The sequence below is a fragment of the Providencia sp. PROV210 genome, from assembly GCF_028479445.1.
Classification (GTDB): domain Bacteria; phylum Pseudomonadota; class Gammaproteobacteria; order Enterobacterales; family Enterobacteriaceae; genus Providencia; species Providencia rustigianii.
Genome location: NZ_JAMPNQ010000025.1, coordinates 12,804 through 35,651, shown reverse-complemented (window position 1 = coordinate 35,651; position 22,848 = coordinate 12,804). Strand labels below are relative to the sequence as shown.

Genomic DNA, 22,848 nt, shown 5'->3' with positions numbered 1-22,848 from the left:
CTCTAAAGTGATCCGTGACTTAGATGCCTTTAAAGCGGAAAGCGACATTATTCTGACTAACCGCATGGTACCAGAGTTGGAAGATGTAGTGGATAAAGTGTATACCCGCGACCTGTTTGGTAATGATTGATATGGTAGTTACAGAAAATGACAAATTGGTATCTATTATAATGCCATGTTATAACTCTGAAAAATTTATTGTTGAGTCGATTAACTCTGTATTAAGTCAAAGTTATAAATTTTTTGAATTAATTATAATAAATGATTCATCTACTGATAATTCTGTTAGTTTAATATCCTCTTATAATGACTCAAGAATAGTATTAATAAATTCAGATAAAAATGAAGGGGTTGCATCTGCAAGAAATAAAGGTATATCTATTGCAAAAGGTGATTATATTGCTTTTCTTGATAGCGATGATATATGGATGCCAAACAAACTAGAAAAACAAATTGAATTACTAAATAAAAATTGGGATGTAATATGTTCCAATTACTCTACTTTTAATATAAATGGATTAATTAATACAAGGCATTCACCTAAAATAATAAAATATAGAGATATGTTACACTCTTGTTTTATTGGCAACTTGACTGGAATATATCATGCAAAAAAAATCGGAAAGTTTTACCAAAAAAATATAGGCTCAGAAGATTATTTAATGTGGTTATCTATACTAAAAAAAACTCAAAAAGCTTACTGTATACAAGAATCTTTAGCCAAATATCGTGTCCAAGAAACCTCCTTATCTAGTAATAAGATAAAATCAATACAATGGCAATGGAATATATACAGGAATGAACTTAAACTAAATCTCATGCAGAGTTTATATTATCTTTTTTGTTATATTTTTCACGCATTAAAAAAAAGAATTTAATATCAAAAAATAGACAAGGCAAAATAATGAACAACCCCAGCGTTCTAGTCACCGGCGGTCTTGGCTATATTGGCAGCCATACTTGTGTACAAATGATCCAGCAAGGTATCCAACCGATTATTTTGGATAATCTGCATAATGCCAATCTTGAAGTACTTAACCGCATTGAAACTATCACGGGGACTAAACCTACGTTCTACCAAGGGGATGTTCGTGATAAAGCCATTTTGGATACTATTTTTGCCGAGCATCCGATTAGCTCAGTTATTCATTTTGCAGGTCTAAAAGCGGTTGGTGAGTCAGTTGAAAAACCAATTGAATATTATGATGTGAATGTGAATGGCACCTTAGTTTTAGTTCAAAGCATGCAGCAAGCGGGCGTGAAAAGTTTAATTTTTAGCTCCTCGGCGACAGTATATGGTGATCCAGAAGAAGTACCACTGACTGAAAATTCAAAAGTAGGTGGCACCACCAATCCTTACGGTACCAGTAAGTATATGGTAGAGCGGATCTTAACAGACCTGCATATCGCAAAAAATGAATGGTCCATTACCTTATTACGCTACTTCAACCCTGTTGGTGCTCATCAATCTGGATTAATTGGCGAAGATCCGCAAGGTATCCCAAATAATTTAACACCTTATATTGCTCAAGTTGCAGTAGGTCGTCATAAAGAAGTTATGGTATTTGGAGATGACTATCCAACCCCTGATGGAACGGGTGTGCGTGATTATATCCATGTGATGGATTTAGCCGATGGCCATATTGCTGCACTAACCCATACAAGCCAAAAATCAGGATTACATATTTATAATCTTGGCACAGGCAAAGGCACCAGTGTTTTAGAAATGATCGCAGCCTTTGAAAAAGCCGCTAATAAGCCAATTTCATACAGAGTCGTTGCTAGGCGCCCAGGTGATATCGCGGAATGTTGGTCTAGCCCTACAAAAGCATTCAATGATTTAGGCTGGAAAGCACAATATTCAGTACAAGATATGGTCGATGATAGTTGGCGCTGGCAATCAAAGAATCCTAACGGCTATAAATAATTTACTATTTAAATATGAATTTTTAGGCGAGCCACCAGCTCGCCTTTTTTATATCCCCCAACTCCTCGCCCCACGCAATGGATGCATATTGACAAAATTGCGCGTAAACTCTGCATCATCTTTTTATTCCGAAAAATATCTAATTAACGCTATGCCACATATTGTTTTATTCGAACCAGAGATCCCACCAAATACTGGGAATATCATCCGCTTATGCGCTAATACGGGTTTTAGTTTGCACCTTATTCATCCACTTGGATTTACTTGGGATGATAAACGGCTACGCCGTGCTGGGCTGGATTACAGTGAATTTGCTGATATCAAACACCATCATGACTACTATGCTTTTTTAGAAAGTGAAGGTTTAAATCCGGATAATAATCAGTCAGAAAGCGGTGCTCGGGTGTTTGCATTAACCACCAAAGGCAAACCGAGCCATAGCAATGTCAGCTATCGCGAAGATGACTATTTGATGTTTGGTCCAGAAACTCGAGGCTTACCGCCTTATGTGCTCGACAATATGCCGATGGAGCAGAAAATTCGCATTCCAATGCTGGCAGAAAGCCGCAGTATGAATTTGTCGAACTCTGTTGCGGTGGTGGTTTTTGAGGCATGGCGCCAGTTGGGATATCCGGGCGCATTGCTGAAAGATTAGAAAATAATAAAGGAGCTAATTAAGCTCCTTTAATTTATCTTCTGAATGGTCAATCTCTATAGGGCTAGCTTGGATGAAAATATCTGAATGGCTATTATATTCATTGGGTTTTTCAAGTAAGGACGCTTCAGTTATACACTGATACTCTCTTGTGATTTATAGCAACATCACATTGCTGCAAAGACTCAATAATACATACTTTCTCTACCACTCTATCTCCTTACCTAAATCCCATCCCCATCTTCAAAACCATCAATGTTCCCATTAAAGTTTTGATCCATTTCCAGAGATGGCTTATCGCTGGTTGGTTTACCCACAATGCGAGCTGGGACTCCAGCAACGGTTGTATGAGGTGGAACTGGATGTAATACCACGGAGCCAGCACCAATTTTTGCGCCACGGCCGATTTCGATATTGCCTAAAATCTTCGCACCTGCACCAATCATGACCCCTTCACGCACTTTAGGATGACGATCGCCGCAAGTTTTACCGGTACCGCCGAGAGTAACCGACTGTAAAATCGAAACATCATTCTCAACAATCGCCGTTTCACCAATCACAATACCCGTTGCATGGTCGAGCATAATGCCACAACCAATTTGGGCTGCGGGATGAATATCAACACCAAAAGAAACCGAAATTTGATTTTGCAGGTATACAGCTAACGCCTTACGCCCTTCGCCCCATAGCCAATGACCGATCCGATAAGCTTGTAAGGCATGAAAACCTTTTAAATACAGCAGTGGAGTGGAATATTTATCAACGGCGGGGTCACGCAGGCGAACAGCGGAAAGATCCATCGCAGCGGAGAAAATCATCTGCTCATCATTGCGATAAGCTTCCTCAACAATTTCACGCACTTCCATGGCAGGCATAATCGGTGAACTGAGTTTATTGGCTAACATATAGCTGAGAGCGCTGCCGAGGTTTTCATGTTTCAGCAGTGTCGCATTAAAAAAACTGGCAAGTAACGGTTCGCAGTCAGCAAGCGCTTTGGCTTCTTCCTTTATATATCCCCAAATTCTATCCAGTTCTTCACGCGACATAATGGCTCTCTTCTATTTTTTATTTAGCTCGATAACTTAGGCATATCCGCAATTTCATCTTTTGTTGCACGCCCAAGCAGTGCTTGTGCGGCCTCTAACACATCTTTATGGCAATAAAGAATTTGATAAATTTGCTCAGTAATTGGCATCTCAACACCTGCACGCTCTGCTAGCGCTTTCACTTCTTTGGTATTGCGATAACCTTCAACCACTTGCCCGATGTCTTTTTCCGCATCTTCAACACTGACGCCATTACCGAGCATCATGCCGAATCGACGGTTACGAGATTGGTTATCTGTGCAGGTTAACACTAAATCCCCAAGACCAGCCATACCCATAAATGTGGAAGGGTCTGCCCCGAGTGATACCCCTAGGCGGCTCATTTCAGCCAGCCCGCGGGTGATTAATGCTGTACGTGCATTCGCACCAAACCCCATGCCATCGGAGATACCCGCGCCAATCGCAATCACGTTTTTCACGGCACCACCAAGCTGAACACCAATCATGTCTGGGTTTTTATACACACGGAAACTTTTACCACAATGGAATAGCTTCTGTAAGTCATCACCAAATTGGCTATCAGATGCCGCCACAGAAATGGCGGTAGGCAAGCCTGCGGCTAGCTCTTTCGCAAATGTCGGTCCCGACAGTACCGCCAGAGGAATTTCGTTACCTAATACCTCACGCGCTACATCTTGCAACAAGCGCCCCGTATCTCTTTCCAAGCCTTTGGTTGCCCAAATAATACGGGAACCCGCCTGTAGATAAGGTTGGATTTGCTTGAGTACATCACCAAATACATGGCTCGGTACGACTATCAAGATATTCAGACTCGCTTCAACGGCTTTTTTTAAGTCCGTCTCGAGAAATAAACTATCAGGGAAAGAAACGCCAGGCAAAAATGCCTGATTGCTACGTTCTTGGTTTAATTTCTGGATATGTGCAGGATCATGCCCCCACAACACCACCTCATGGCCATTACGCGCTAAAGTAATGGCTAAAGCGGTGCCGTACGAGCCGGCACCGATAACTGTCATTGAAGCAGTTTTCATTAAGAGACCTTATTGAACTTCAGGGGTCTGCTCTTGTTCACCTTGTTGCTGCTGTAAATAGTTCATGAACAGCGCATCAAAGTTAACTGGAGCTAAGTTCAATTGTGGGAAAGTACCACGACCCACCATGTTAGTAATGGCTTCACGCGCATATGGGAACAGGATGTTCGGGCAGTATGCACCTAAACAATGCGCCATTTGAGTCCCTTCGATGCCTTCAATTGAGAACACACCCGCTTGCTGAACTTCACACAGGAATGCAGTTTCTTCACCAAGAGTCGCGGTAGTGGTTACACGCAGAACAACTTCATAAACCCCTTCACCTAATTGAGTTGAAGAAGTATCTAAATCCAGTTTGATCTCTGGTTGCCACTCTTTCTGAAAGATTTGTGGTGCATTAGGTGCTTCAAATGAAACGTCTTTTGCATAAATGCGTTGAATTTGAAATACCATTTCTGAGTTGTTTTGTTCTGACATAATAATTACCTTACTTCCATATTAGAGTTTCGAGATATATTCAATTGCCGACATATATTCAGTGACTGATGTAATGCCGAATAATTACTTCTTACCGCGAGCCAGTGGTAGGTTTTCACCTGCCCAACCAGCGATCCCTTCTTTCAGGACAAAGACTTTTTCAAAACCGTGTTGTGCAAGATGTTCAGCTGGTTTCCCAGATTCCATTCCACTTGCAGAAACGACAATAACAGGTTTCTGTTTATGTTTTTCCAGCTCACCTAAATTATTATCTTTAATTTCAGATGGTGTTAAGTTAATTGAATCAATGATGTGCCCTTTACGGAATTCTTCTCGTGAACGTAGGTCCACAACTACCGCGTCTTCTTTATTAATCATCGTAATCGCTTGAGAACGCACAATGACTTTAGTTTTAGACAATAGGCCTCTGAAGGTCATAACGATTACAGCAACAAATAACACTACCCAGGTCAGACTAACAAAGGTGTTACGACTGACAAATTGCATGATTTCTTGGATCATGGGGGGCAATTACTCCCGTTAGTTAAAAACGAATATCAAAGGGTTCAGAGTATACCTTTGTGTTGAGCTAATTACAGCCAATTAGCGCAAACTAGAATGTCTTTTTTGCGAAAAGACTCGCAGAGTTAACACCTTTTTACTGAAAAAAGGATTCTTTTCTCGAAGCTGTACGCAAACATTTTATCATAAACACGCTCAGACAAAGCTTTGACGGTAAATTAATTACTGGCGAAATCAGAAAAAGCACATCAAAACTAGCTATACGCCAAAAATCAGTAATAATACCCCCTGAAATTTAACTTAGTTGCATACGGTATAATAGTAACTCTCTTAATTTTTAAGGCTTTTAGTACTATTTTTAAGAGAGTACTGGAAAGCATGACTAGCAGATGAAATAATCAGTTATTGTATTTAATTGAGGTGATCTATCACAATGGCCCATACATCCAATCGAATAAAAACTCTTTTTGTTCGTCAGGCTATGATTCCCGCCCTGCTTGGTTTGGGATTATTTGCTTTTGTGCCCTACCCAACGGCACAAGCAAATCAGATCACTGAAAATAAAGGTCAGTTAAACGACCTTCTAAAAAGTATTGCTGAAAAAGAGAAAAGTGTTAGAGAACAACAAGCCCAAAAAAATAATCTTCTCGAACAACTCAAGCAGCAAGAACAAAGTATTTCAACGGCTAGCCGTGGGTTACACCAAACTCAAAATCAATTAAAACAACTAGAAAAAGAGATTTCATCCCTATCTGGCAATATCAGCCAATTACAAAAGAAAAAAATTGAGCAAGAAAAATTACTCGCTGAACAACTTGATGCCGCTTTTCGCCTTGGAAAACATCAAGGTTTATCACTACTCTTAAAGGGTGAAGAAGGTCAGCGTGAAGAGCGAATTCTTGCGTATTACGGTTATCTGAACCAAGCCCGTGAAAAAACGATTATTGGTCTGGAAGAAACCACCCAAGAGTTACACCAACAAAAACAGTTAGAGCAACAAAAACAAGCTGAACAAAAAGCGGCGCTTGCACGACTGCAACAAGAAAAACAAAAACTGGATAATGCCAAAGCTTCTCGACAAAAAACACTCACCGCGTTAGACAGTGCGCTAAAAGAAGATCAAAAAAATCTGGCTGTACTGAGACAAAACGAATCAAGATTACGCGATAAAATTGCCAGAGCTGAACGTGAAGCAAAAGCTAGAGCGGAACGAGAAGCTCGGGAAGCTGCTAAGATTCGTGCTCAAGTGGCGGAAAAAGAACGCCAAGCGAAACAAAAAGGTTCCACTTATAAGCCATCAGACAGTGAGCAATCATTGATGTCCAGAACTGGAGGTTTAGGTCGTCCAGCAGGGCAAGCAATCTGGCCAGTACGCGGTTCAACACTGCATAATTATGGGGATGTTATCTCCAGTGAGTTACGCTGGAAAGGCATGGTGATCGCGGCCAACGAAGGTACCCAAGTTAAAGCCATTGCTGACGGTCGAGTGTTACTTGCCGATTGGTTACAAGGCTATGGATTAGTGGTCGTCGTGGAACACGGTAAAGGGGATATGAGCCTTTACGGTTATAACCAGAGCGCATTAGTGAACGTCGGGCAAGAAGTCCGAGCAGGGCAGCCGATTGCTTTAGTGGGTAGCAGTGGCGGACAAGAGCGCCCATCCCTCTACTTTGAAATTCGCAGGCAAGGTAAAACTGTTAACCCTCGACCTTGGTTAGGCAAATAGCTGAACCAAGGCACCAAAATGTTAGGAAAATAATTATGTTGAAGTGCTCGCCAATAAAATTTTTGACTAGTTTACTGCTGATAGTCATTTGCTCGCAGGCGAGTGCAGCAAAGCTGGCGATTGTGATTGATGACTTTGGTTACCGCGCAAAAGAAGATAACCAAATACTCGCCATGCCAGCAGCTATCAGCATTGCCATTCTTCCTAACTCGCCCCATGGCATAGAGGTTGCAACACAAGCCTATCAGCAAGGGCGGGATATTTTAATCCATATGCCAATGAAACCCTTGAGTAAACAACCTCTCGAAAAAGACACACTCACTCCCTCCATGAGTGCAGAAGACGTTGACCGAATCATTAAAAATGCGATCAGCCGCGTCCCCCACGCCAAAGGCATGAATAATCATATGGGAAGTGAGATGACCTCCAGCCTATCGGGTATGCGCAATGTGATGCGCTCGTTGTCTCAATCTAATTTATTTTTCTTGGATAGTGTGACCATCGGTAATACACAAGCACAAAATGCCGCTAAAGAATTTGGAGTACCGTCCACAAAACGCAATATCTTCATTGATAACCACCAATCTGAAGAAGAAACTCGCGCTCAGCTTAATAAAGCGATTTCCTATGCTCGCAAGCATGGAAGTGCCGTTGCTATTGGCCACCCGCACCCATCCACGGTGCGAGCATTACAAAAATTTATTCCGCTTATCCCTGCGGATGTTGAGTTAGTGCCTGTCAGTACTTTAGTCAATAACCAACCAACAACCACTGAGCCACGTAAACCTCTAAGAATGCAACCAGAAGGGATGAAACCCGCTAAGCCGGAATCCCAAACGCCTGTTCAATTAGACACTAAGCCTGTTGAACCTATCAAGCCAACTGAGCCAGCGATCAGCGAACCAACGGCTCCTGAATCGGGAATGAACCAGCCAGAGCAGCCAGTTGAAATAGGCGTTTGTGATATTGAAGTCCCTCAAACTCGCTTACAAGGAATTGAGTTTTTGATGTCAGTCGTCGAGGCCATTTACCAAGACAAGACTCTGCAACCCTTGCTCTCTGAGAAAAAATCATCTTAGAAGCAACTAAAATACCCAATAAAAAGGGTTCATCAACCCTATGGCCATGAACCCTATTATACGTAACTGTTTGTTTATTAATCCCAGTTCAGAATCACTTTTCCTGATTGACCGGAACGCATCACATCAAAACCTTTTTGGAAATCATCGATAGAAAACTGATGGGTGATAATCGGCGATAAATCGAGTCCAGACTGTATTAACGTTGCCATTTTGTACCAAGTTTCAAACATTTCTCGTCCATAAATACCCTTGATAAACAAACCTTTGAAAATAACTTGGCTCCAATCTGTTGCCATCGATGACGGTGGGATACCCAATAGCGCAATTCTTCCACCGTGGTTCATGGTATCCAACATGGTTTGGAATGCCGGTGGAGCGCCGGAAACTTCTAAAGCAACATCAAAACCTTCTTTCATTCCCAGCTCTTTCATCACATCTTTCAGATTTTCACGGCTCACATTTACCGCTCGAGTCACGCCCATTTTTTTCGCTAACTCAAGGCGATAATCATTTACATCGGTGATGACCACATGGCGCGCGCCAACATGGCGACAAACGGCTGCCGCCATGATCCCAATCGGTCCCGCCCCCGAAACCAACACGTCCTCGCCCACTAAATCAAAAGAGAGCGCGGTATGAACCGCATTACCAAAGGGATCAAAAATAGCCGCGATTTCATCAGGAATATTGTCGGGAATTTTGAACGCATTAAATGCAGGGATCACGAGATACTCAGCAAAACACCCGGGACGATTGACTCCTACTCCGATGGTATTTCGGCACAAATGGGTTCGACCGCCGCGGCAATTTCGACAATGACCGCAAGTGATATGCCCTTCGCCAGAGACTCTATCACCAATTTTGAAACCCTTAACTTCCTGCCCAATTTCAACAATTTCCCCTATATATTCATGACCTACCACCATAGGAACTGGGATAGTTTTCTGCGACCATTCATCCCAGTTGTAGATATGAACATCCGTACCACAAATAGCGGTTTTACGGATTTTGATCATCACATCATTGTGCCCCAATTCCGGTTTCGGAACGTCTGTCATCCATATACCTGGTTCTGCTTTTAATTTGGACAGTGCTTTCATAGGCGACCTTTTATTTAGTGGCTAGATTAATTGAAGCTTTTTGCCAATACGGGTGAATGCATCAACAGCGCGTAAAATATCCTCTTCACTGTGAGCCGCAGACATTTGCGTGCGAATTCGCGCCTGCCCTTGCGGAACAACCGGATAGAAAAATCCGGTGACATAAATACCTTCTTTCAATAATTCAGAAGCAAATTGTTGTGCTACCTTAGCATCCCCTAACATCACAGGGATGATGGCATGGTCTGCTCCTGCGAGGGTAAACCCTGCCGCAGACATTTTTTCTCTAAATAGCACCGCGTTACGCCATAATTTTTCTCGGCGCGCTTTTCCTTCGGTCATCATATCGATAACTTTGATAGACGCCGCCACAATCGCGGGAGCAAGGGAATTAGAGAATAAATAAGGGCGAGAACGTTGGCGTAACCATTCGACAACCTCTTTTTTCGCTGCGGTATACCCACCCGATGCACCACCGAGCGCCTTTCCAAGCGTGCCTGTAATGATGTCGACGCGTCCCATCACGTTGCAATATTCATGGCTGCCACGGCCATTTTCACCGACAAAACCCACTGCGTGGGAATCATCCACCATCACTAAAGCCTGATACTCATCCGCTAAATCACACACGGTTTTCAAATCAGCAATCACACCGTCCATTGAAAAAACACCATCGGTCGCAATCATAATATGCCGAGCGCCTGCGGATTTTGCTTCTTCAAGCCGCTGTTTTAGCTCTACCATATTATTGTTGCTATAGCGGTAACGCTGAGCCTTACACAAACGTACCCCGTCAATAATTGAGGCGTGATTTAAGGCATCGGAAATAATGGCATCTTCCGGCCCCAGTAGCGTTTCAAATAAACCACCGTTAGCATCAAAACAGGAGGAATAGAGGATCGCGTCTTCCATTCCTAGAAAATCAGCCAATTTCTTTTCGAGTACTTTGTGACTGTCTTGGGTTCCACAAATAAAACGCACCGACGCCATCCCAAAACCGTGGCTATCCATTCCCTGCTTGGCGGCTTCAATCAGTGCCGGATGATTCGCTAGCCCTAAATAGTTATTGGCGCAGAAATTAATAACTCGCTGACCGCCTTGAATTTCAATATCCGCATCTTGTGAAGTCGTGATTATTCGTTCATTTTTAAACAAGCCATCAGCCTCTATTTGCACCAATTGTTGTTTTATCTGCTGGTAAAATTGATCTGACATGATTTGTTCCTGTATAGAATTCGTTTTCAGAGTTTAATAATAGTCTCTAGAACTAGCGACATCTGCCGGGTAAATAAGTTAAGTTTGTAGGCAAGATCACGATAATTACCTCAGTAGAGGTAGGATGACTAGGACAATTATCTAGTGGATATACTGTTGTCTACACCAAGAGGTGTTATTATAGGCGCCAATGTTTTATCCCATTTATTCTTAACCCACTTGAGGTATTCCCGATGATCGTAGTCACTGGCGGAGCTGGTTTTATTGGCAGCAATATTGTTAAAGCCCTAAATGATATGGGTCGCACTGATATTTTAGTGGTGGATAACCTGAAAGATGGTACTAAATTTGCCAACCTCGTCGACCTTGATATTGCTGACTATATCGATAAAGAAGACTTTATCGTTAGCGTAATTGCCGGTGATGATTTTGGCGATATCGATGCTGTTTTCCATGAAGGCGCTTGCTCATCCACTACCGAGTGGGATGGCAAATATATGATGGAAAATAACTATCAGTTCTCTAAGGAATTGCTCCATTACTGTCTTGAGCGCGAAATTCCATTCTTGTATGCCTCTTCTGCCGCCACTTACGGTGGGCGCAGTGATAACTTTATCGAAGAGCGCGAGTTTGAAAAACCGCTGAATGTTTATGGCTATTCAAAGTTCCAATTCGACCAGTATGTACGCAGCATCCTGCCAGAAGCACAATCTCAAGTCTGTGGCTTCCGTTATTTCAACGTTTACGGACCAAATGAGAATCATAAAGGCAGCATGGCGAGCGTTGCTTATCACCTGAATAAACAAATTAATGAAGGCCAAAGCCCAAAATTATTTGAAGGTAGCGAGACTTTCCGTCGTGACTTTATCTATGTGGGGGATGTTGCCGCAGTCAATTTATGGTTCTGGGAACACAATGTTTCTGGGATTTTTAACTGCGGAACCGGTCGCGCGGAATCGTTCCAAGCCGTTGCCGATGCCGTCACCGCATTCCATAAAGATAAAAATGTGGCTATCGAATACATTGAATTCCCTGAAAAATTGAAAGGTCGTTACCAAAGTTTCACCCAAGCGGATCTAACAAAATTACGCGCTGCTGGCTATACCGCACCGTTTAAAACCGTCGCTGAAGGTGTAACCGAGTATATGCAATGGCTGAATAAAGACGCGTAATCGTCATTTGTGAAAATATTGGTTATGAAAATATTAGTGATTGGCCCTTCATGGGTAGGGGATATGATGATGTCACAGAGCCTGTATCGTACGATTAAGGCTCAGCATCCTCATGCTCAAATTGATGTGATGGCGCCCGATTGGTGCCGTCCTTTATTAGCAAAGATGCCAGAAGTATCCCAAGCGATTTCAATGCCACTAGGTCATGGGAAGCTGGCTATTTGCGAACGTCGCCAACTAGGTATCGATTTGCGGAAAAGTGGCTACGACCAAGCAATTGTATTGCCTAATTCAATGAAGTCTGCGTTGATTCCTTTCTTTGCCAATATTGGTAAACGAACCGGATGGCGCGGGGAAATGCGTTATGGGCTACTCAATGATTTACGCCCATTAGATAAACAAGCATTTCCACTGATGGTGCAGCGCTATGTTGCACTGGCATACGATAAGCACACCATTAAATCTGCCAAAGATATCCCCGAACCTATTCTATGGCCTAAATTAGTCACTGATAAACAACAAGTTAACGATACTGTTAGTCAATTTAATATTGATCTTTATCGCCCAATTATTGGCTTTTGCCCCGGCGCGGAATTCGGTCCCGCAAAACGTTGGCCGCACTATCACTATGCCGCATTAGCCCAACGCTTAATCAGTGAGAAAGGCTATCAAGTTTTACTCTTTGGATCTCAAAAAGATCATGAAGCGGGCGAGGAAATTCGTCAAAGTTTAACGGATGAAGCCAGACAATATTGCCTAAATTTTGCGGGTAAAACCTCGCTAGAACAAGCGGTTAATCTTATTGACTCCTGCCAAGCAATTGTCAGTAATGACTCAGGGCTAATGCACGTTGCCGCAGCACTAGATAAGCCCCTCGTCGCATTATATGGGCCTAGTAGCCCAGATTTTACGCCACCATTATCCGATAAGGCCGAAGTGATTCGACTGATTACTGGCTACCATAAAGTACGTAAAGGTGATGGCGAAAGTGGCTATCATCAAAGTTTGATTGATATTCAGCCTCAGAGGGTGCTCGATGCCCTAACCCGTTTGAACATAGGTATTGAATAATGCGCGTGTTATTAGTAAAAACATCATCGATGGGAGATGTTTTGCATTCTCTACCTGCCTTAACCGATGCTCAGATGGCAATACCCAATATTCAATTTGATTGGGTGGTTGAAGAGGGATTTGCACAAATTCCAACTTGGCATAGTGCCGTCAATAACGTTATTCCCGTCGCCATTCGTCGCTGGCGAAAAAATTGGTTTTCAGCCCCGATCCGTGCCGAACGTGCTGAGTTTCGTCGCCAACTACAAGCTACCCACTATGATGCTGTCATTGATGCTCAAGGGTTACTTAAAAGCGCACTGTTAGTGACTCGATTAGCCTATGGTCCAAAACATGGCTATGATCGCCATAGTATTCGCGAACCTGTTGCGAGTTTTTTCTACGATCATTGTTATTCCATTAGTAAGCAGCAACATGCGGTAGAACGTATCCGTCAGCTATTTGCTAAAAGTTTGGGATACGATTGCCCTGAAACACAAGGAAACTACGCTATTGCTCAGCATTTTTCGCAATCAGCTAGCAACCAAGCTGCCCCTTATGTGGTATTTCTGCATTCAACAACCCGTGATGATAAACACTGGTCTGAAGCTCATTGGCGTGAGTTACTTACGTTGATGGCAGAAACTGGTATTCGCGTAAAATTACCATGGGGTGCGGAGCATGAGCATCAACGCGCACAGCGATTAGCTGAAGGATTTGATTTTGTGGAGGTTTTACCTAAACTTTCATTAGCAGATGTTGCTCAACAAATCGCCGCTGCAAAAGCCGTGGTTTCTGTGGATACCGGATTAAGCCATTTAACCGCTGCACTAGATAAGCCTAATTTCACGCTGTTTGGCCCTACAGATCCGGGTTTAATTGGCGGCTATGGACAAGGTCAGCATGTGATTAAATCTGCCAATAATGTAATGGATAACATTAGAGCTACTGAGGTATATCAACAATTAGCTCCTCTTCTGGCTCACTAGGCGATATTTAATACAATGAATCAATCAACAACGATCATCACTGCATATTTTGATATTGGTAGAGGAGAATGGAATAGCTCTCACGGATATTCAGATCGCTTAGAACGAACAACTGATACCTATTTCGATTACTTCAATAAGTTGGCAAAACTTGATAATAAAATGATTGTTTTTACCTCTTCTAATTTTAAAGAAAAAGTATTAGAGATTAGAAAAGGAAAACCAACCCACGTTATTACTATTGATATTCATAAAAAATTTAAATACATCACAAAAAAAATTGCATCCATACAAAATAGTGAACAATTTAAAAAATTAATAAAACCGGAACAGCAAAAGAATCCGGAATACTGGTCACCAGAGTATGTCCTAGTGACTAATCTTAAAGCCTATTTTGTCAATAAAGCGATTACTCTTGGTCTTGTCGATAATGAACGTATTGCATGGGTAGATTTCGGGTATATCCGTAAAGAAAAGACCCTTAATGGATTAACTGAATGGAATCATCCATTTGATAGAAAAAAAATTCATTTCTTTTCAATAAAAGAGGGTTTAGACCTGACAAATGAAGCAGAAGTCATGAAAAGGGTCATTGATAATGATACTTATGTTATCGGAGGCGTTATCGTCGGCACAAAAGAAAAGTGGGCTCGACTTTATCAGTTAGCAATTACTGTACAAAAAAATCTCTTGTTATCTAGTGTCATTGATGATGACCAGGGTATTTTTTTAATTTGTGCAAACAAGGAGCCCAATTTAGTTAAATTACACTATTTGGGTAATATGGAATGGTTTAACGTTTTTAAGTTATTTCATAAAGGCTCTAAAGTAAATAACCTGACCCGCCTTGCTATTTTATTGAAGCTCGTAAAATAAATAAGTGCCCATTCAAATCAATGGGCAACTCATATAACAAATTCAAATCACTTTTTACTGTAACTTCTCTGGTGCAATAAAGCCAAAGCACATGGTTTTTGGCTCAGCATCCGGCTCAGAACGATAAAACACATCTTCTTTCTCAATCGTGAATTGCGGCCAGTATTTACGTACTTTTGCAAAATCTTCATGGGCGCAGTCATCATATTTCCGACCTAATAAAATCGCACCATGCTGACGAATTTCTGCTTCAGTAATTTCACGGTTATACACATTTGGCGGCATATGATTTTCCAATGTCCATGGCTGGATCACATGAGGTCGGTCTTGCGCATAGATAATAAACCATTGATGCAAATTATCTTCACCGCCAACATATTTTACTGGTGTTCCGTAGCGTTGGTACCAGCGTTGTTCACCTTCAGAAATTAAGGTTTTCACACCAATAAATTTTTGCCCTGCGCCTCGAATATTACCGGCTTGAACAACCAAATAACCTAGCACAACCAAAACACCAAAAATGGCTAACCCTATTAATGGTTTTTTCAGTGATTTTTTCGGCATTACCGTAATAGAGCCAACAAATAATGGTGCACAAACCATCATAAAAGGCTGTAACCACTCGGTAATTCGTCCACCATCATGGAAAGAGAACCAACCATAAATAACCGCTAATGGAAATAGAATAATAAAGTTTGCCATACGGTTAGATAACGATTTTGGCCAACCAATTTTTCCACCACAGCAATACAGAATAATTGTAGCAATAATCAGCGGATAAAAGACGCTTAACGCCGCTTCTGTCGTATGCAAATTGAAACCAGGGTCAATCTGTGAACCCACCCACTTAAATGCAGAAAAATCACTCGCCATCAACCAGAAAAAGTTAGGCAAAACGAGAGCAAACCACAAGGCAATGGCAAGGTAAAAAACGGGATATCGATAGCTTTGACGTGCTTGTTTAACAAACAACGTTAGCAAGAAAACGGAGCCAACCAAGGCAAGCGTTGAATATTTCCCCATGGTTGCCAGCCCAGCAAACAGAGCAAAAGGCATCCACCATAATGGATTATCTTCCACCGCACGTAGATATAAATAGATCACCCATGGCCAGAGCGTAACAAGAATATAGTTATCATTGTAAGGAATGATATCGAAATTAATCACTCCGGATAAATTCATCATCAACATCGCAAACCATGCAAGATCGCGACGGTCCGTCAGTCGATAGGCTAATTTCCAAACACCCAATAAACCAAAAGCAATACCGACAAAATGGATAAAATACCAATAAAAGCTGTAGGAAATTCCAAGGTGTATCGCCGGCCACATTAATGTCCCGACAAACCATGGATTTTTAGGGGATCCCCACTCGCCATTCATTCCCCAATTGACAGCTTCGACAGTGTCGTAAGGAACCGTTGGGTCAAAAAAGAAGCTCGCAAGTATCCATGCAATGGCGTAGCCAATGATCCAAAGATACAAGTACTTATTTGAAATTGATTGGTTAGTTATTGGCATTCTATTTTGGCAAAATTTATTTAAAAAATTAAAGGGAATAGCCCATTACTCCAACCAATATAGGTAACAAATAACCATACATTCAGGGAATGGGCAAAGAATTGACTGTGGAGTCTACTACAGTTTATACAAAAAAAACAAAGATGAGAGAAATTGTCATTACTCATTACAGTAATATTCAAGTTCAATCATTTTTTGATGAGTAATTAATTAGATTATTGTTCTCGAGGAGGTAAATAAGGCTGTAGCAATTTTAATAAGCGCTGTAACGCGCCTTGATTTTCGTGCAGAACTTCAGCCGCATGCCGGCCATAGTATAAACGGTAATCTTCATCAGAAAGTAAGCTGGTCACTTCCTGAACCAGTGATTCGCAATCAGTGACCGTAATTAAACCATCTGCTTGAGTTAATTTTGCACAAATATCTTTAAAGTTAAATGTGTGCGGCCCCATTAAAACCGGTAATGCATGAGCGGCAGCTTCCAATGGATTATGCCCACCGGTTTCAACGAGGCTTCCGCCAACAAAGGCAATATCTGCAATTCCGTATAGCAGCATTAACTCGCCCATGGTATCGCCAATAACCACTTGGGTTTCGGCTGTGGGGATCGTACCACTACTACGGCGAATATAACTTAGCCCAGCTTTTTGAGTTAACTCTTCGGCTTTCGTAAAGCGTTCAGGATGGCGAGGTACTAAGATTAATAATAGGTTAGGAAATTTATTGAGCAATTGCCGATGGGCATCCAAAACAATGGATTCTTCACCTTCATGGGTGCTTGTCGCAATCCATACAGGTCGATGAGCAGCCCATTGCCGGCGTAATGTAATCGCTTTTACCGCAAGCTCTGGGGTAACTGAAATATCAAACTTCAAACTTCCTGTCACTTCCAACTGCTTACGTCTTAACCCTAATTGAACAAAACGCTCACCATCTTCTTGGTGCTGCGCAGCTACCATTGTGACGTTTTGCAGCATGCGTTTCACAAAATTACCGAGTTTTTGATAACCCGCCGCTGAGCGTTCTGACAAACGCGCATTCGCAATCACCAAGGGGATATTGCGTTTATGCAGTTGATTGATCATATTTGGCCATAACTCCGTTTCCATAATAATCACTAATTTAGGATCAACATGATTAAGGAAACGGCTCATTGAGCCTGGTAAGTCATAAGGTAGGTAAACATGATTAACATCATCACCAAAGGCTGACAAGACACGCTCGGAACCTGTTGGTGTCATCGTGGTGACAGTAATCGGTAGTGATGGATAGTGATGGCGCAATGCGCGAACTAGGGGTACGGCGGCAAGGGTTTCGCCGACAGAAACAGAATGCAATAAGATACCTTGTGGGACAACTTTACCCGCACAAAAGCCATAGCGCTCTCCCCACCGTTTACGATACGCAGGCGCTTTACGGCTACGCAGTAATAAGCGTATCCAGATTAATGGTTGGATAAGATAAAGAAGTACCTGATATAAACGCAATAACATTCGATCTGATTCACTTACCAAAATTGGCGCTATCTTACCATAAACCATTACTGAAAGTGTGTAGAATCTGTGCCTAAAATTAAACTTAAAATGGACTCATCCCTATCAATCTATGTTGCAAGGGCATCCAATTGCCGCTAATGTGGATTTAACCGTCGCTTATTCATCGTGCTGTTTTAGAATAAGTAATTACAAACAATGAGATAGCATCATCATGATACATAAAGCTATTTATCCCGGAACTTTTGACCCCATCACTTCTGGGCACGTTGATATTGTCACCCGTGCGGCGGCGATGTTTGACCATGTATTATTGGCGATTGCCAATAGCCAGCGTAAAAGCCCGATGTTCAATCTTGAAGAACGTGTAGAGTTAGCAAGACAGGTCACCTCTCACTTAGATAATGTCGAAGTCGTTGGTTTTTCTGAGTTGATGGCAAGCTTTGCCCAAAAACACGGAGCAAATATTTTGATTCGTGGCGTGCGTTCTGTCGCTGATTTCGAGTACGAATGGCAATTAGCTAATATGAATCGCCACTTTGTTCCGGATCTAGAAACCGTCTTTTTGCTCCCATCACAGAGCCTTTCTTTTGTATCGTCCTCTTTAATCAAAGACGTTGCGCTCCATGATGGTGACATTTCATCGTTTTTACCACCGATTGTGGCTGAAGCGATGCTAAAAAAGCTCAATAAAGCCTAAGTCTTATTTTTGGCATTGAGGGCAATAAAACGTTGTCCTCTGCCCTTGTTTGATGCTTTCAATTGGTGTACCGCACATCGAACAAGGCTCACCTTTCTTACCATAAACAAATAACTCTTGTGCAAAATATCCCGGTTTTCCATCTGATTGTAAAAAATCCTTCAAGGTCGTTCCGCCCTGCTCAATCGAACGTTGTAAAACCTTTTTGATCTGTTTCACTAACTCAGTGATGTCTGCCAAAGTCAGTTGGTTGACCATTTTTTCTGGCGAAATTTTTGATGCAAATAAGGCTTCGTTTGCATAAATATTTCCAACACCGACGACAACTTTGTTGTCCATTAACCAAGGTTTCACCGCCACTTTTCTTTTCTTTGCTAAATCAAATAGGTATTGAGGATTAAATTCATCAGAGAGAGGTTCTGGACCTAAATGCGCCAGTACAGAGCTGGTGTCGAGATCTTCACACCATAGCCATGCCCCAAAACGGCGAGGATCGGTATAACGTAGCACTTTGCCATCACCAAGAATCAAATCAACATGGTCATGTTTCTCTTCGGGTAACTCTTCCGTTAAAATTCGTACGCTACCAGACATTCCCAAGTGAACAATAATCCATCCCTTATTCAGCTCAATCAGCAGGTATTTTGCCCGTCGCTGCACGCTCAGCACTTTTTCATCGGCTAAGCTTTTAATTTGTTCACTTACTGGCCAACGTAGGCGGCCATTACGTACGATCGTATAAGCAATCGTGTTGCCGACCAAGTGAGGTTCGATGCCTCGGCGACTGGTTTCAACTTCGGGAAGTTCTGGCATGATAAGACTCTATATCTCTATGTATTATGAATACCATTTCTGGATAACACTTTGGAGCTCCGCTGTGACAATTTCCCACGTAAAGTTATTGTATGCATGCTCTCTCGCATTAGTGGCTATTTTCAAGCAATCAGGATGATTTAACGCACTTTGAATATCCTCCGCCATACTCTGCGGTGAAAGCGGCTCCCTAAAAATAAAACCCGTTTTATTATGTGTAATAAATTCAACCATAGCCCCACGCTGACTCGCAATAACCGGACGTCCGGAAGCCATAGCTTCAAGGGCAACCATGCAAAATGCTTCATCTGCTATTGAAGGTGTTGCAATAATATCAGCGATTGAATAATAGTGTCTGATCTTATCAGGATGGACACCACCAACAAATATACATTGCGCCCCTAAATACTCTGCAAAATTTTTTACTTCATTCTGATAATCTGCTAATTCACCTTTTTTAGCCGCGTTAGGATCACCGACAATCACTAATTTATAATCATTATTATCTTTAAAAAAGGTATTACATGCCTGCATTAACTCAAGAAGTCCTTTATCTCTAGCAATTCTTCCTGCAAATAAAATAACTTTATCTGATTTATCTAAATTAAAATCTTCACGTTTTACTTCTGGTGATTGAGCATATATATCACCATCAAAGCCATTTCTTACAACTTCAATATGTGCATTGGGTAAGCGTTCTCTGAACCAATTTTTCATAATGTGGCTAGGAACAATAAGCTTTATATCCGATGGAATACCGTTCGGTTCAAAAAAATTATGCATATGAAGGGCAACATTTTTATGCCCTTCTTTTTTTATTATTTTTTTAAATAACTTAATATTATTATGCACAAACATAATACTTTCGTTCGGATTCTGTGCAAAATCTCTTTTTAATTTTACAATTCTATCTGCATAAGAATATGGATCTAATCGGGTCCATTTTTTAAATAGCCGTGTGTATATTTTTCCAAATTTGATACGGTCTATTGCACAATTTTTGTTAACCACTGAATGTGCCGAATACCCGTCATTCTGTATACAAATAATGCGGCTCTCTATATCTAATCTCTTAGCTACGTTGTACATCCATGACTCTACAGCAGCTGCACTTTTAGGCGGTATAGAGAATATAGGCGTTACTGTAAATATTGCTTTTTTAATCATGATATTATCTTTTTTTAGCATTGAGTTTTTGAAGTAGATATTTAATACCAGAGATACAACCAGTAACAATAGCGCCTTGCTTCAATAAATGTTTATATTCTTTCTTTTTCTCTGCAAATTTAGTTGCTGGCTTTAAATCTTTTTTAGTCCAAGGGGATGAGGATAAAGCCTCATAAAATGGCTTTGCAGAAGAGTAATTAGCCCACGTATGCCACGGTTTTGTCACACCCGTATAATGGATTAAGGCCGTATCCGCTGTAATGATATTCTTATACTTTTGATGTGTGGAATCATTTAGCTCATTTTTGAGGGTATAAATAGTATTAAACCGCCCAGGTAATAATACGAGTTTCTCCCTTAAGATTAAATTCAAAACATCTTGGTCAGGGTACTTATATAACTCTTTTGCATTAGATTGAGAAAGAAGCTCAAAACATTTTTTTGTCACTTGGTTGTGATGCCACGCTTTAAGGTTCACAAACATCACCCCCGAATTAAAATAGGTTTCATTTAATTCTGGTACGTGTAATCTCTCTCCGCTCTTTGCCCTTACACCGATATCATCGGGTACTACACCAGCGATAACATTAGCGATAGTATCGGTTGATAGGTTTAGTGAGCTTTTGCAAATAACATCAGCATCTAAGTAAAGAGCATAATCATAATCATTCGATAAGTATTCAAATGCGATCAAGCGGAAATACATCGCTGATGACCAGACCTCTGATGCGGGTAAAGTTTTGAGTAATGAATTATCCAGCTCATAAACATTAAATTCGACAGAAAACTGTTCAGCAATTAAACGTAACTTATCTAAAAATTCAGGTTTAACAATATCTAAAAATAGATGAAACCTAAAAAATGTTGATGGATTATTTGATAATAATGAAACGGCAGAAACCCCTACACCAAACTGATAATTTTCATCAGAGCCATAAATTACGTTAAAGGCATCAGGTAAAGAGTTCATCTCGCGACCCAGTATCTGATACTTTCTCATAATTAAATTATTCATTATTTTTGATCCATACGTTTTGTAAAATCAGCATTAGTCATCGCAATCAAGAGCCCAAGAATCAGCCCTAATGGCTTTAAATCTACTTGCTCAAACATGCCTCTAACAAGGTAAAAGCTAATTAAACTGATGAATAACGCTAAATATGCAAAATAAATCATCTGGTTTTCTCTGTTTGTAAAAACGCTTTTACAGGAGGTATAACCAGCAGAGAAAACAAGTAGGGAAAAAGAAACTAAACCTAAAACTCCAGCACCAAACCAAACCAATAACCAAATATTATGGGGGCCTATTGATGTTCTAAATGTCCAACTAGGGTGCTGCTCAACAACACTGTTGTATTTTTCATGGAAAACTTTATCACCTGGACCATACCCAATCAGTGGATTTTCCATAATTAACTCAAATGCCGTTCCTTGTGTCCCATTAGTGTAACGATAAGAACTATCCGTTTGTTCTAACTTGAAAAAAAGCTTATTTGTGGCATCTGGATACGTCATCTTTAGCGAGACTAATCCAATCGCAACGATACCAAAAGAAACAGCCATGAGTTTCCAAGGTCGCTTAAAACATAAAAATAATACTCCTGAAGCTGCAACAGCAAGCCATGCACCTCTTGAAAGAGTACCTAGTAAAACAAATAAAAATACGATACATAAGGCATAAAAATATATTAATTTTGACTTTGGCAACATATACCAAAGAATAGGTATAATAGGGAAGAAAAAAGTCAGTGAATCAGAAACTGATCTAAAGTTATAGGTTGTAAATGGCATTATACCATTCTGGTAAGCTATGATATAACGAACTAATTCAATAGCTAAAAGTAAAACTAACGCTGAGACATAGCTAGTTATGATTAATTTTGAAATATTCTTTACGTTCTCTCTATAAAGAATAATGGGGAATAAAATAGCTAATGATAAAATACCATAATTCAATAAATTATTATTAACAAACTTTAAAGAATCCTTTGTTAGACTCGAATACGTTACAGATAAATAGAATGCTAAAGAAAGTAGCACTACAAAATAAAATTCTTTATTTTTCAATTTACTTAAGACTTTTTTCGTGTCAGAAAATATATAAAATAAAGCAGTTGCTATCATAATGTAAAAAAGAATGTGTTTATACCTAGTCACATTCTCAACAAAAAATAAAGTTATAAACAGAAAAATGAGGATTCTGTTATATTTAGATATAAAGCTTGCGTGTTTATCTAAAAAAGACATGATTTTCTCTACCATCTA

At 40.8% G+C, this 22,848-nt stretch carries 22 protein-coding genes and 1 pseudogene; 11 read left to right on the top strand and 12 right to left on the bottom strand.

The annotated features are described in order from the left end of the window. From PR761_RS16830 to trmL, 4 genes and pseudogenes are all read left to right on the top strand, one after another. Positions 1 to 130 (top strand): annotated as a pseudogene (locus PR761_RS16830) (UDP-glucose 6-dehydrogenase); the annotation flags it as partial. 1 nt (position 131) lies between these two features. Beyond that, on the top strand, positions 132 to 878 hold the full coding sequence (locus tag PR761_RS16825; RefSeq protein WP_154610726.1) for a glycosyltransferase family 2 protein: 747 nt from the start codon (positions 132 to 134) through the stop codon (positions 876 to 878). A gap of 26 nt (positions 879 to 904) precedes the next feature. After that, the gene (galE, locus tag PR761_RS16820) at positions 905 to 1,927 is read left to right on the top strand and encodes a UDP-glucose 4-epimerase GalE (RefSeq protein WP_154610727.1); all 1,023 of its coding nucleotides are present in this window, start codon (positions 905 to 907) and stop codon (positions 1,925 to 1,927) included. Positions 1,928 to 2,078: 151 nt separating this feature from the next. After that, on the top strand, positions 2,079 to 2,582 hold the full coding sequence (trmL, locus tag PR761_RS16815) for a tRNA (uridine(34)/cytosine(34)/5-carboxymethylaminomethyluridine(34)-2'-O)-methyltransferase TrmL (protein ID WP_112837587.1): 504 nt from the start codon (positions 2,079 to 2,081) through the stop codon (positions 2,580 to 2,582). Between the two features lie 224 nt (positions 2,583 to 2,806). On the opposite strand, the gene cysE is transcribed toward trmL, so the two are convergent. The 4 genes from cysE to PR761_RS16795 form a co-directional block, all read right to left on the bottom strand. After that, the gene (cysE, locus tag PR761_RS16810; protein ID WP_006816200.1) at positions 2,807 to 3,628 is read right to left on the bottom strand and encodes a serine O-acetyltransferase; all 822 of its coding nucleotides are present in this window, start codon (positions 3,626 to 3,628) and stop codon (positions 2,807 to 2,809) included. A gap of 23 nt (positions 3,629 to 3,651) precedes the next feature. Next, positions 3,652 to 4,680: an NAD(P)H-dependent glycerol-3-phosphate dehydrogenase gene (gene gpsA / locus PR761_RS16805; protein WP_006816199.1), complete on the bottom strand. Its 1,029-nt coding sequence runs from the start codon at positions 4,678 to 4,680 to the stop codon at positions 3,652 to 3,654. Positions 4,681 to 4,689: 9 nt separating this feature from the next. Further along, a complete protein-coding gene (secB, locus tag PR761_RS16800; protein WP_006816198.1) occupies positions 4,690 to 5,157 on the bottom strand; it encodes a protein-export chaperone SecB in 468 nt (155 codons plus the stop codon). 84 nt (positions 5,158 to 5,241) lie between these two features. Beyond that, entirely contained in the window at positions 5,242 to 5,679 is a 438-nt protein-coding gene (locus PR761_RS16795; protein WP_006816197.1) for a rhodanese-like domain-containing protein, read from the bottom strand. A gap of 433 nt (positions 5,680 to 6,112) precedes the next feature. On the opposite strand from PR761_RS16795, the gene envC reads away from it, so the two are divergent. Further along, the gene (gene envC, locus PR761_RS16790; protein ID WP_006816196.1) at positions 6,113 to 7,405 is read left to right on the top strand and encodes a murein hydrolase activator EnvC; all 1,293 of its coding nucleotides are present in this window, start codon (positions 6,113 to 6,115) and stop codon (positions 7,403 to 7,405) included. Positions 7,406 to 7,440: 35 nt separating this feature from the next. After that, the gene (locus PR761_RS16785; RefSeq protein WP_154610728.1) at positions 7,441 to 8,484 is read left to right on the top strand and encodes a divergent polysaccharide deacetylase family protein; all 1,044 of its coding nucleotides are present in this window, start codon (positions 7,441 to 7,443) and stop codon (positions 8,482 to 8,484) included. Between the two features lie 77 nt (positions 8,485 to 8,561). On the opposite strand, the gene tdh is transcribed toward PR761_RS16785, so the two are convergent. Then, a complete protein-coding gene (tdh, locus tag PR761_RS16780) occupies positions 8,562 to 9,587 on the bottom strand; it encodes an L-threonine 3-dehydrogenase (RefSeq protein WP_006816194.1) in 1,026 nt (341 codons plus the stop codon). 21 nt (positions 9,588 to 9,608) lie between these two features. Beyond that, a complete protein-coding gene (locus tag PR761_RS16775; RefSeq protein ID WP_006816193.1) occupies positions 9,609 to 10,802 on the bottom strand; it encodes a glycine C-acetyltransferase in 1,194 nt (397 codons plus the stop codon). A gap of 233 nt (positions 10,803 to 11,035) precedes the next feature. Between PR761_RS16775 and rfaD the strand changes: the two genes are divergently transcribed. The 4 genes from rfaD to yibB are packed head-to-tail and all read left to right on the top strand — an operon-like array spanning position 11,036 to position 14,889. Next, positions 11,036 to 11,974 (top strand): ADP-glyceromanno-heptose 6-epimerase, encoded by a 939-nt coding sequence (gene rfaD / locus PR761_RS16770; RefSeq protein WP_154610729.1) that lies wholly within the window; start codon positions 11,036 to 11,038, stop codon positions 11,972 to 11,974. A gap of 24 nt (positions 11,975 to 11,998) precedes the next feature. Further along, on the top strand, positions 11,999 to 13,045 hold the full coding sequence (rfaF, locus tag PR761_RS16765; protein ID WP_006816191.1) for an ADP-heptose--LPS heptosyltransferase RfaF: 1,047 nt from the start codon (positions 11,999 to 12,001) through the stop codon (positions 13,043 to 13,045). Beyond that, positions 13,045 to 14,013: a lipopolysaccharide heptosyltransferase RfaC gene (gene rfaC, locus PR761_RS16760; RefSeq protein WP_154610730.1), complete on the top strand. Its 969-nt coding sequence runs from the start codon at positions 13,045 to 13,047 to the stop codon at positions 14,011 to 14,013. Before rfaF ends, rfaC begins: the two co-directional genes overlap by 1 nt. 15 nt (positions 14,014 to 14,028) lie before the next feature. Further along, the gene (gene yibB, locus PR761_RS16755; RefSeq protein ID WP_154610731.1) at positions 14,029 to 14,889 is read left to right on the top strand and encodes a protein YibB; all 861 of its coding nucleotides are present in this window, start codon (positions 14,029 to 14,031) and stop codon (positions 14,887 to 14,889) included. 54 nt (positions 14,890 to 14,943) lie between these two features. Here the strand turns inward: yibB and PR761_RS16750 are convergent, their stop codons facing one another. Beyond that, a complete protein-coding gene (locus tag PR761_RS16750; RefSeq protein ID WP_112837505.1) occupies positions 14,944 to 16,410 on the bottom strand; it encodes an ArnT family glycosyltransferase in 1,467 nt (488 codons plus the stop codon). 215 nt (positions 16,411 to 16,625) lie between these two features. Then, the gene (gene waaA / locus PR761_RS16745) at positions 16,626 to 17,903 is read right to left on the bottom strand and encodes a lipid IV(A) 3-deoxy-D-manno-octulosonic acid transferase (RefSeq protein WP_039855892.1); all 1,278 of its coding nucleotides are present in this window, start codon (positions 17,901 to 17,903) and stop codon (positions 16,626 to 16,628) included. Between the two features lie 214 nt (positions 17,904 to 18,117). On the opposite strand from waaA, the gene coaD reads away from it, so the two are divergent. Next, the gene (gene coaD / locus PR761_RS16740) at positions 18,118 to 18,603 is read left to right on the top strand and encodes a pantetheine-phosphate adenylyltransferase (RefSeq protein WP_006816187.1); all 486 of its coding nucleotides are present in this window, start codon (positions 18,118 to 18,120) and stop codon (positions 18,601 to 18,603) included. A 3-nt stretch (positions 18,604 to 18,606) separates the two neighbouring features. Here coaD and mutM read toward each other — a convergent pair whose 3' ends face one another. The 4 genes from mutM to rfaL are packed head-to-tail and all read right to left on the bottom strand — an operon-like array spanning position 18,607 to position 22,830. Continuing rightward, a complete protein-coding gene (gene mutM / locus PR761_RS16735; RefSeq protein WP_154610732.1) occupies positions 18,607 to 19,416 on the bottom strand; it encodes a bifunctional DNA-formamidopyrimidine glycosylase/DNA-(apurinic or apyrimidinic site) lyase in 810 nt (269 codons plus the stop codon). A 24-nt stretch (positions 19,417 to 19,440) separates the two neighbouring features. Next, a complete protein-coding gene (locus PR761_RS16730; protein WP_154610733.1) occupies positions 19,441 to 20,583 on the bottom strand; it encodes a glycosyltransferase in 1,143 nt (380 codons plus the stop codon). A gap of 4 nt (positions 20,584 to 20,587) precedes the next feature. Continuing rightward, entirely contained in the window at positions 20,588 to 21,598 is a 1,011-nt protein-coding gene (locus PR761_RS16725) for a glycosyltransferase family 8 protein (RefSeq protein ID WP_154610734.1), read from the bottom strand. Further along, the gene (gene rfaL / locus PR761_RS16720) at positions 21,598 to 22,830 is read right to left on the bottom strand and encodes an O-antigen ligase RfaL (RefSeq protein ID WP_154610736.1); all 1,233 of its coding nucleotides are present in this window, start codon (positions 22,828 to 22,830) and stop codon (positions 21,598 to 21,600) included. Before rfaL ends, PR761_RS16725 begins: the two co-directional genes overlap by 1 nt. Positions 22,831 to 22,848 lie beyond the last annotated feature (18 nt).

Coding starts and splice junctions, on each gene's coding strand:
- PR761_RS16825 (WP_154610726.1), top strand. CDS start 132: ATGGTAGTTACAGAAAATGACAAATTGGTATCTATTATAATGCCATGT.
- galE (WP_154610727.1), top strand. CDS start 905: ATGAACAACCCCAGCGTTCTAGTCACCGGCGGTCTTGGCTATATTGGC.
- trmL (WP_112837587.1), top strand. CDS start 2,079: ATGCCACATATTGTTTTATTCGAACCAGAGATCCCACCAAATACTGGG.
- cysE (WP_006816200.1), bottom strand. CDS start 3,628: ATGTCGCGTGAAGAACTGGATAGAATTTGGGGATATATAAAGGAAGAA.
- gpsA (WP_006816199.1), bottom strand. CDS start 4,680: ATGAAAACTGCTTCAATGACAGTTATCGGTGCCGGCTCGTACGGCACC.
- secB (WP_006816198.1), bottom strand. CDS start 5,157: ATGTCAGAACAAAACAACTCAGAAATGGTATTTCAAATTCAACGCATT.
- PR761_RS16795 (WP_006816197.1), bottom strand. CDS start 5,679: ATGATCCAAGAAATCATGCAATTTGTCAGTCGTAACACCTTTGTTAGT.
- envC (WP_006816196.1), top strand. CDS start 6,113: ATGGCCCATACATCCAATCGAATAAAAACTCTTTTTGTTCGTCAGGCT.
- PR761_RS16785 (WP_154610728.1), top strand. CDS start 7,441: ATGTTGAAGTGCTCGCCAATAAAATTTTTGACTAGTTTACTGCTGATA.
- tdh (WP_006816194.1), bottom strand. CDS start 9,587: ATGAAAGCACTGTCCAAATTAAAAGCAGAACCAGGTATATGGATGACA.
- PR761_RS16775 (WP_006816193.1), bottom strand. CDS start 10,802: ATGTCAGATCAATTTTACCAGCAGATAAAACAACAATTGGTGCAAATA.
- rfaD (WP_154610729.1), top strand. CDS start 11,036: ATGATCGTAGTCACTGGCGGAGCTGGTTTTATTGGCAGCAATATTGTT.
- rfaF (WP_006816191.1), top strand. CDS start 11,999: ATGAAAATATTAGTGATTGGCCCTTCATGGGTAGGGGATATGATGATG.
- rfaC (WP_154610730.1), top strand. CDS start 13,045: ATGCGCGTGTTATTAGTAAAAACATCATCGATGGGAGATGTTTTGCAT.
- yibB (WP_154610731.1), top strand. CDS start 14,029: ATGAATCAATCAACAACGATCATCACTGCATATTTTGATATTGGTAGA.
- PR761_RS16750 (WP_112837505.1), bottom strand. CDS start 16,410: ATGCCAATAACTAACCAATCAATTTCAAATAAGTACTTGTATCTTTGG.
- waaA (WP_039855892.1), bottom strand. CDS start 17,903: ATGTTATTGCGTTTATATCAGGTACTTCTTTATCTTATCCAACCATTA.
- coaD (WP_006816187.1), top strand. CDS start 18,118: ATGATACATAAAGCTATTTATCCCGGAACTTTTGACCCCATCACTTCT.
- mutM (WP_154610732.1), bottom strand. CDS start 19,416: ATGCCAGAACTTCCCGAAGTTGAAACCAGTCGCCGAGGCATCGAACCT.
- PR761_RS16730 (WP_154610733.1), bottom strand. CDS start 20,583: ATGATTAAAAAAGCAATATTTACAGTAACGCCTATATTCTCTATACCG.
- PR761_RS16725 (WP_154610734.1), bottom strand. CDS start 21,598: ATGAATAATTTAATTATGAGAAAGTATCAGATACTGGGTCGCGAGATG.
- rfaL (WP_154610736.1), bottom strand. CDS start 22,830: ATGTCTTTTTTAGATAAACACGCAAGCTTTATATCTAAATATAACAGA.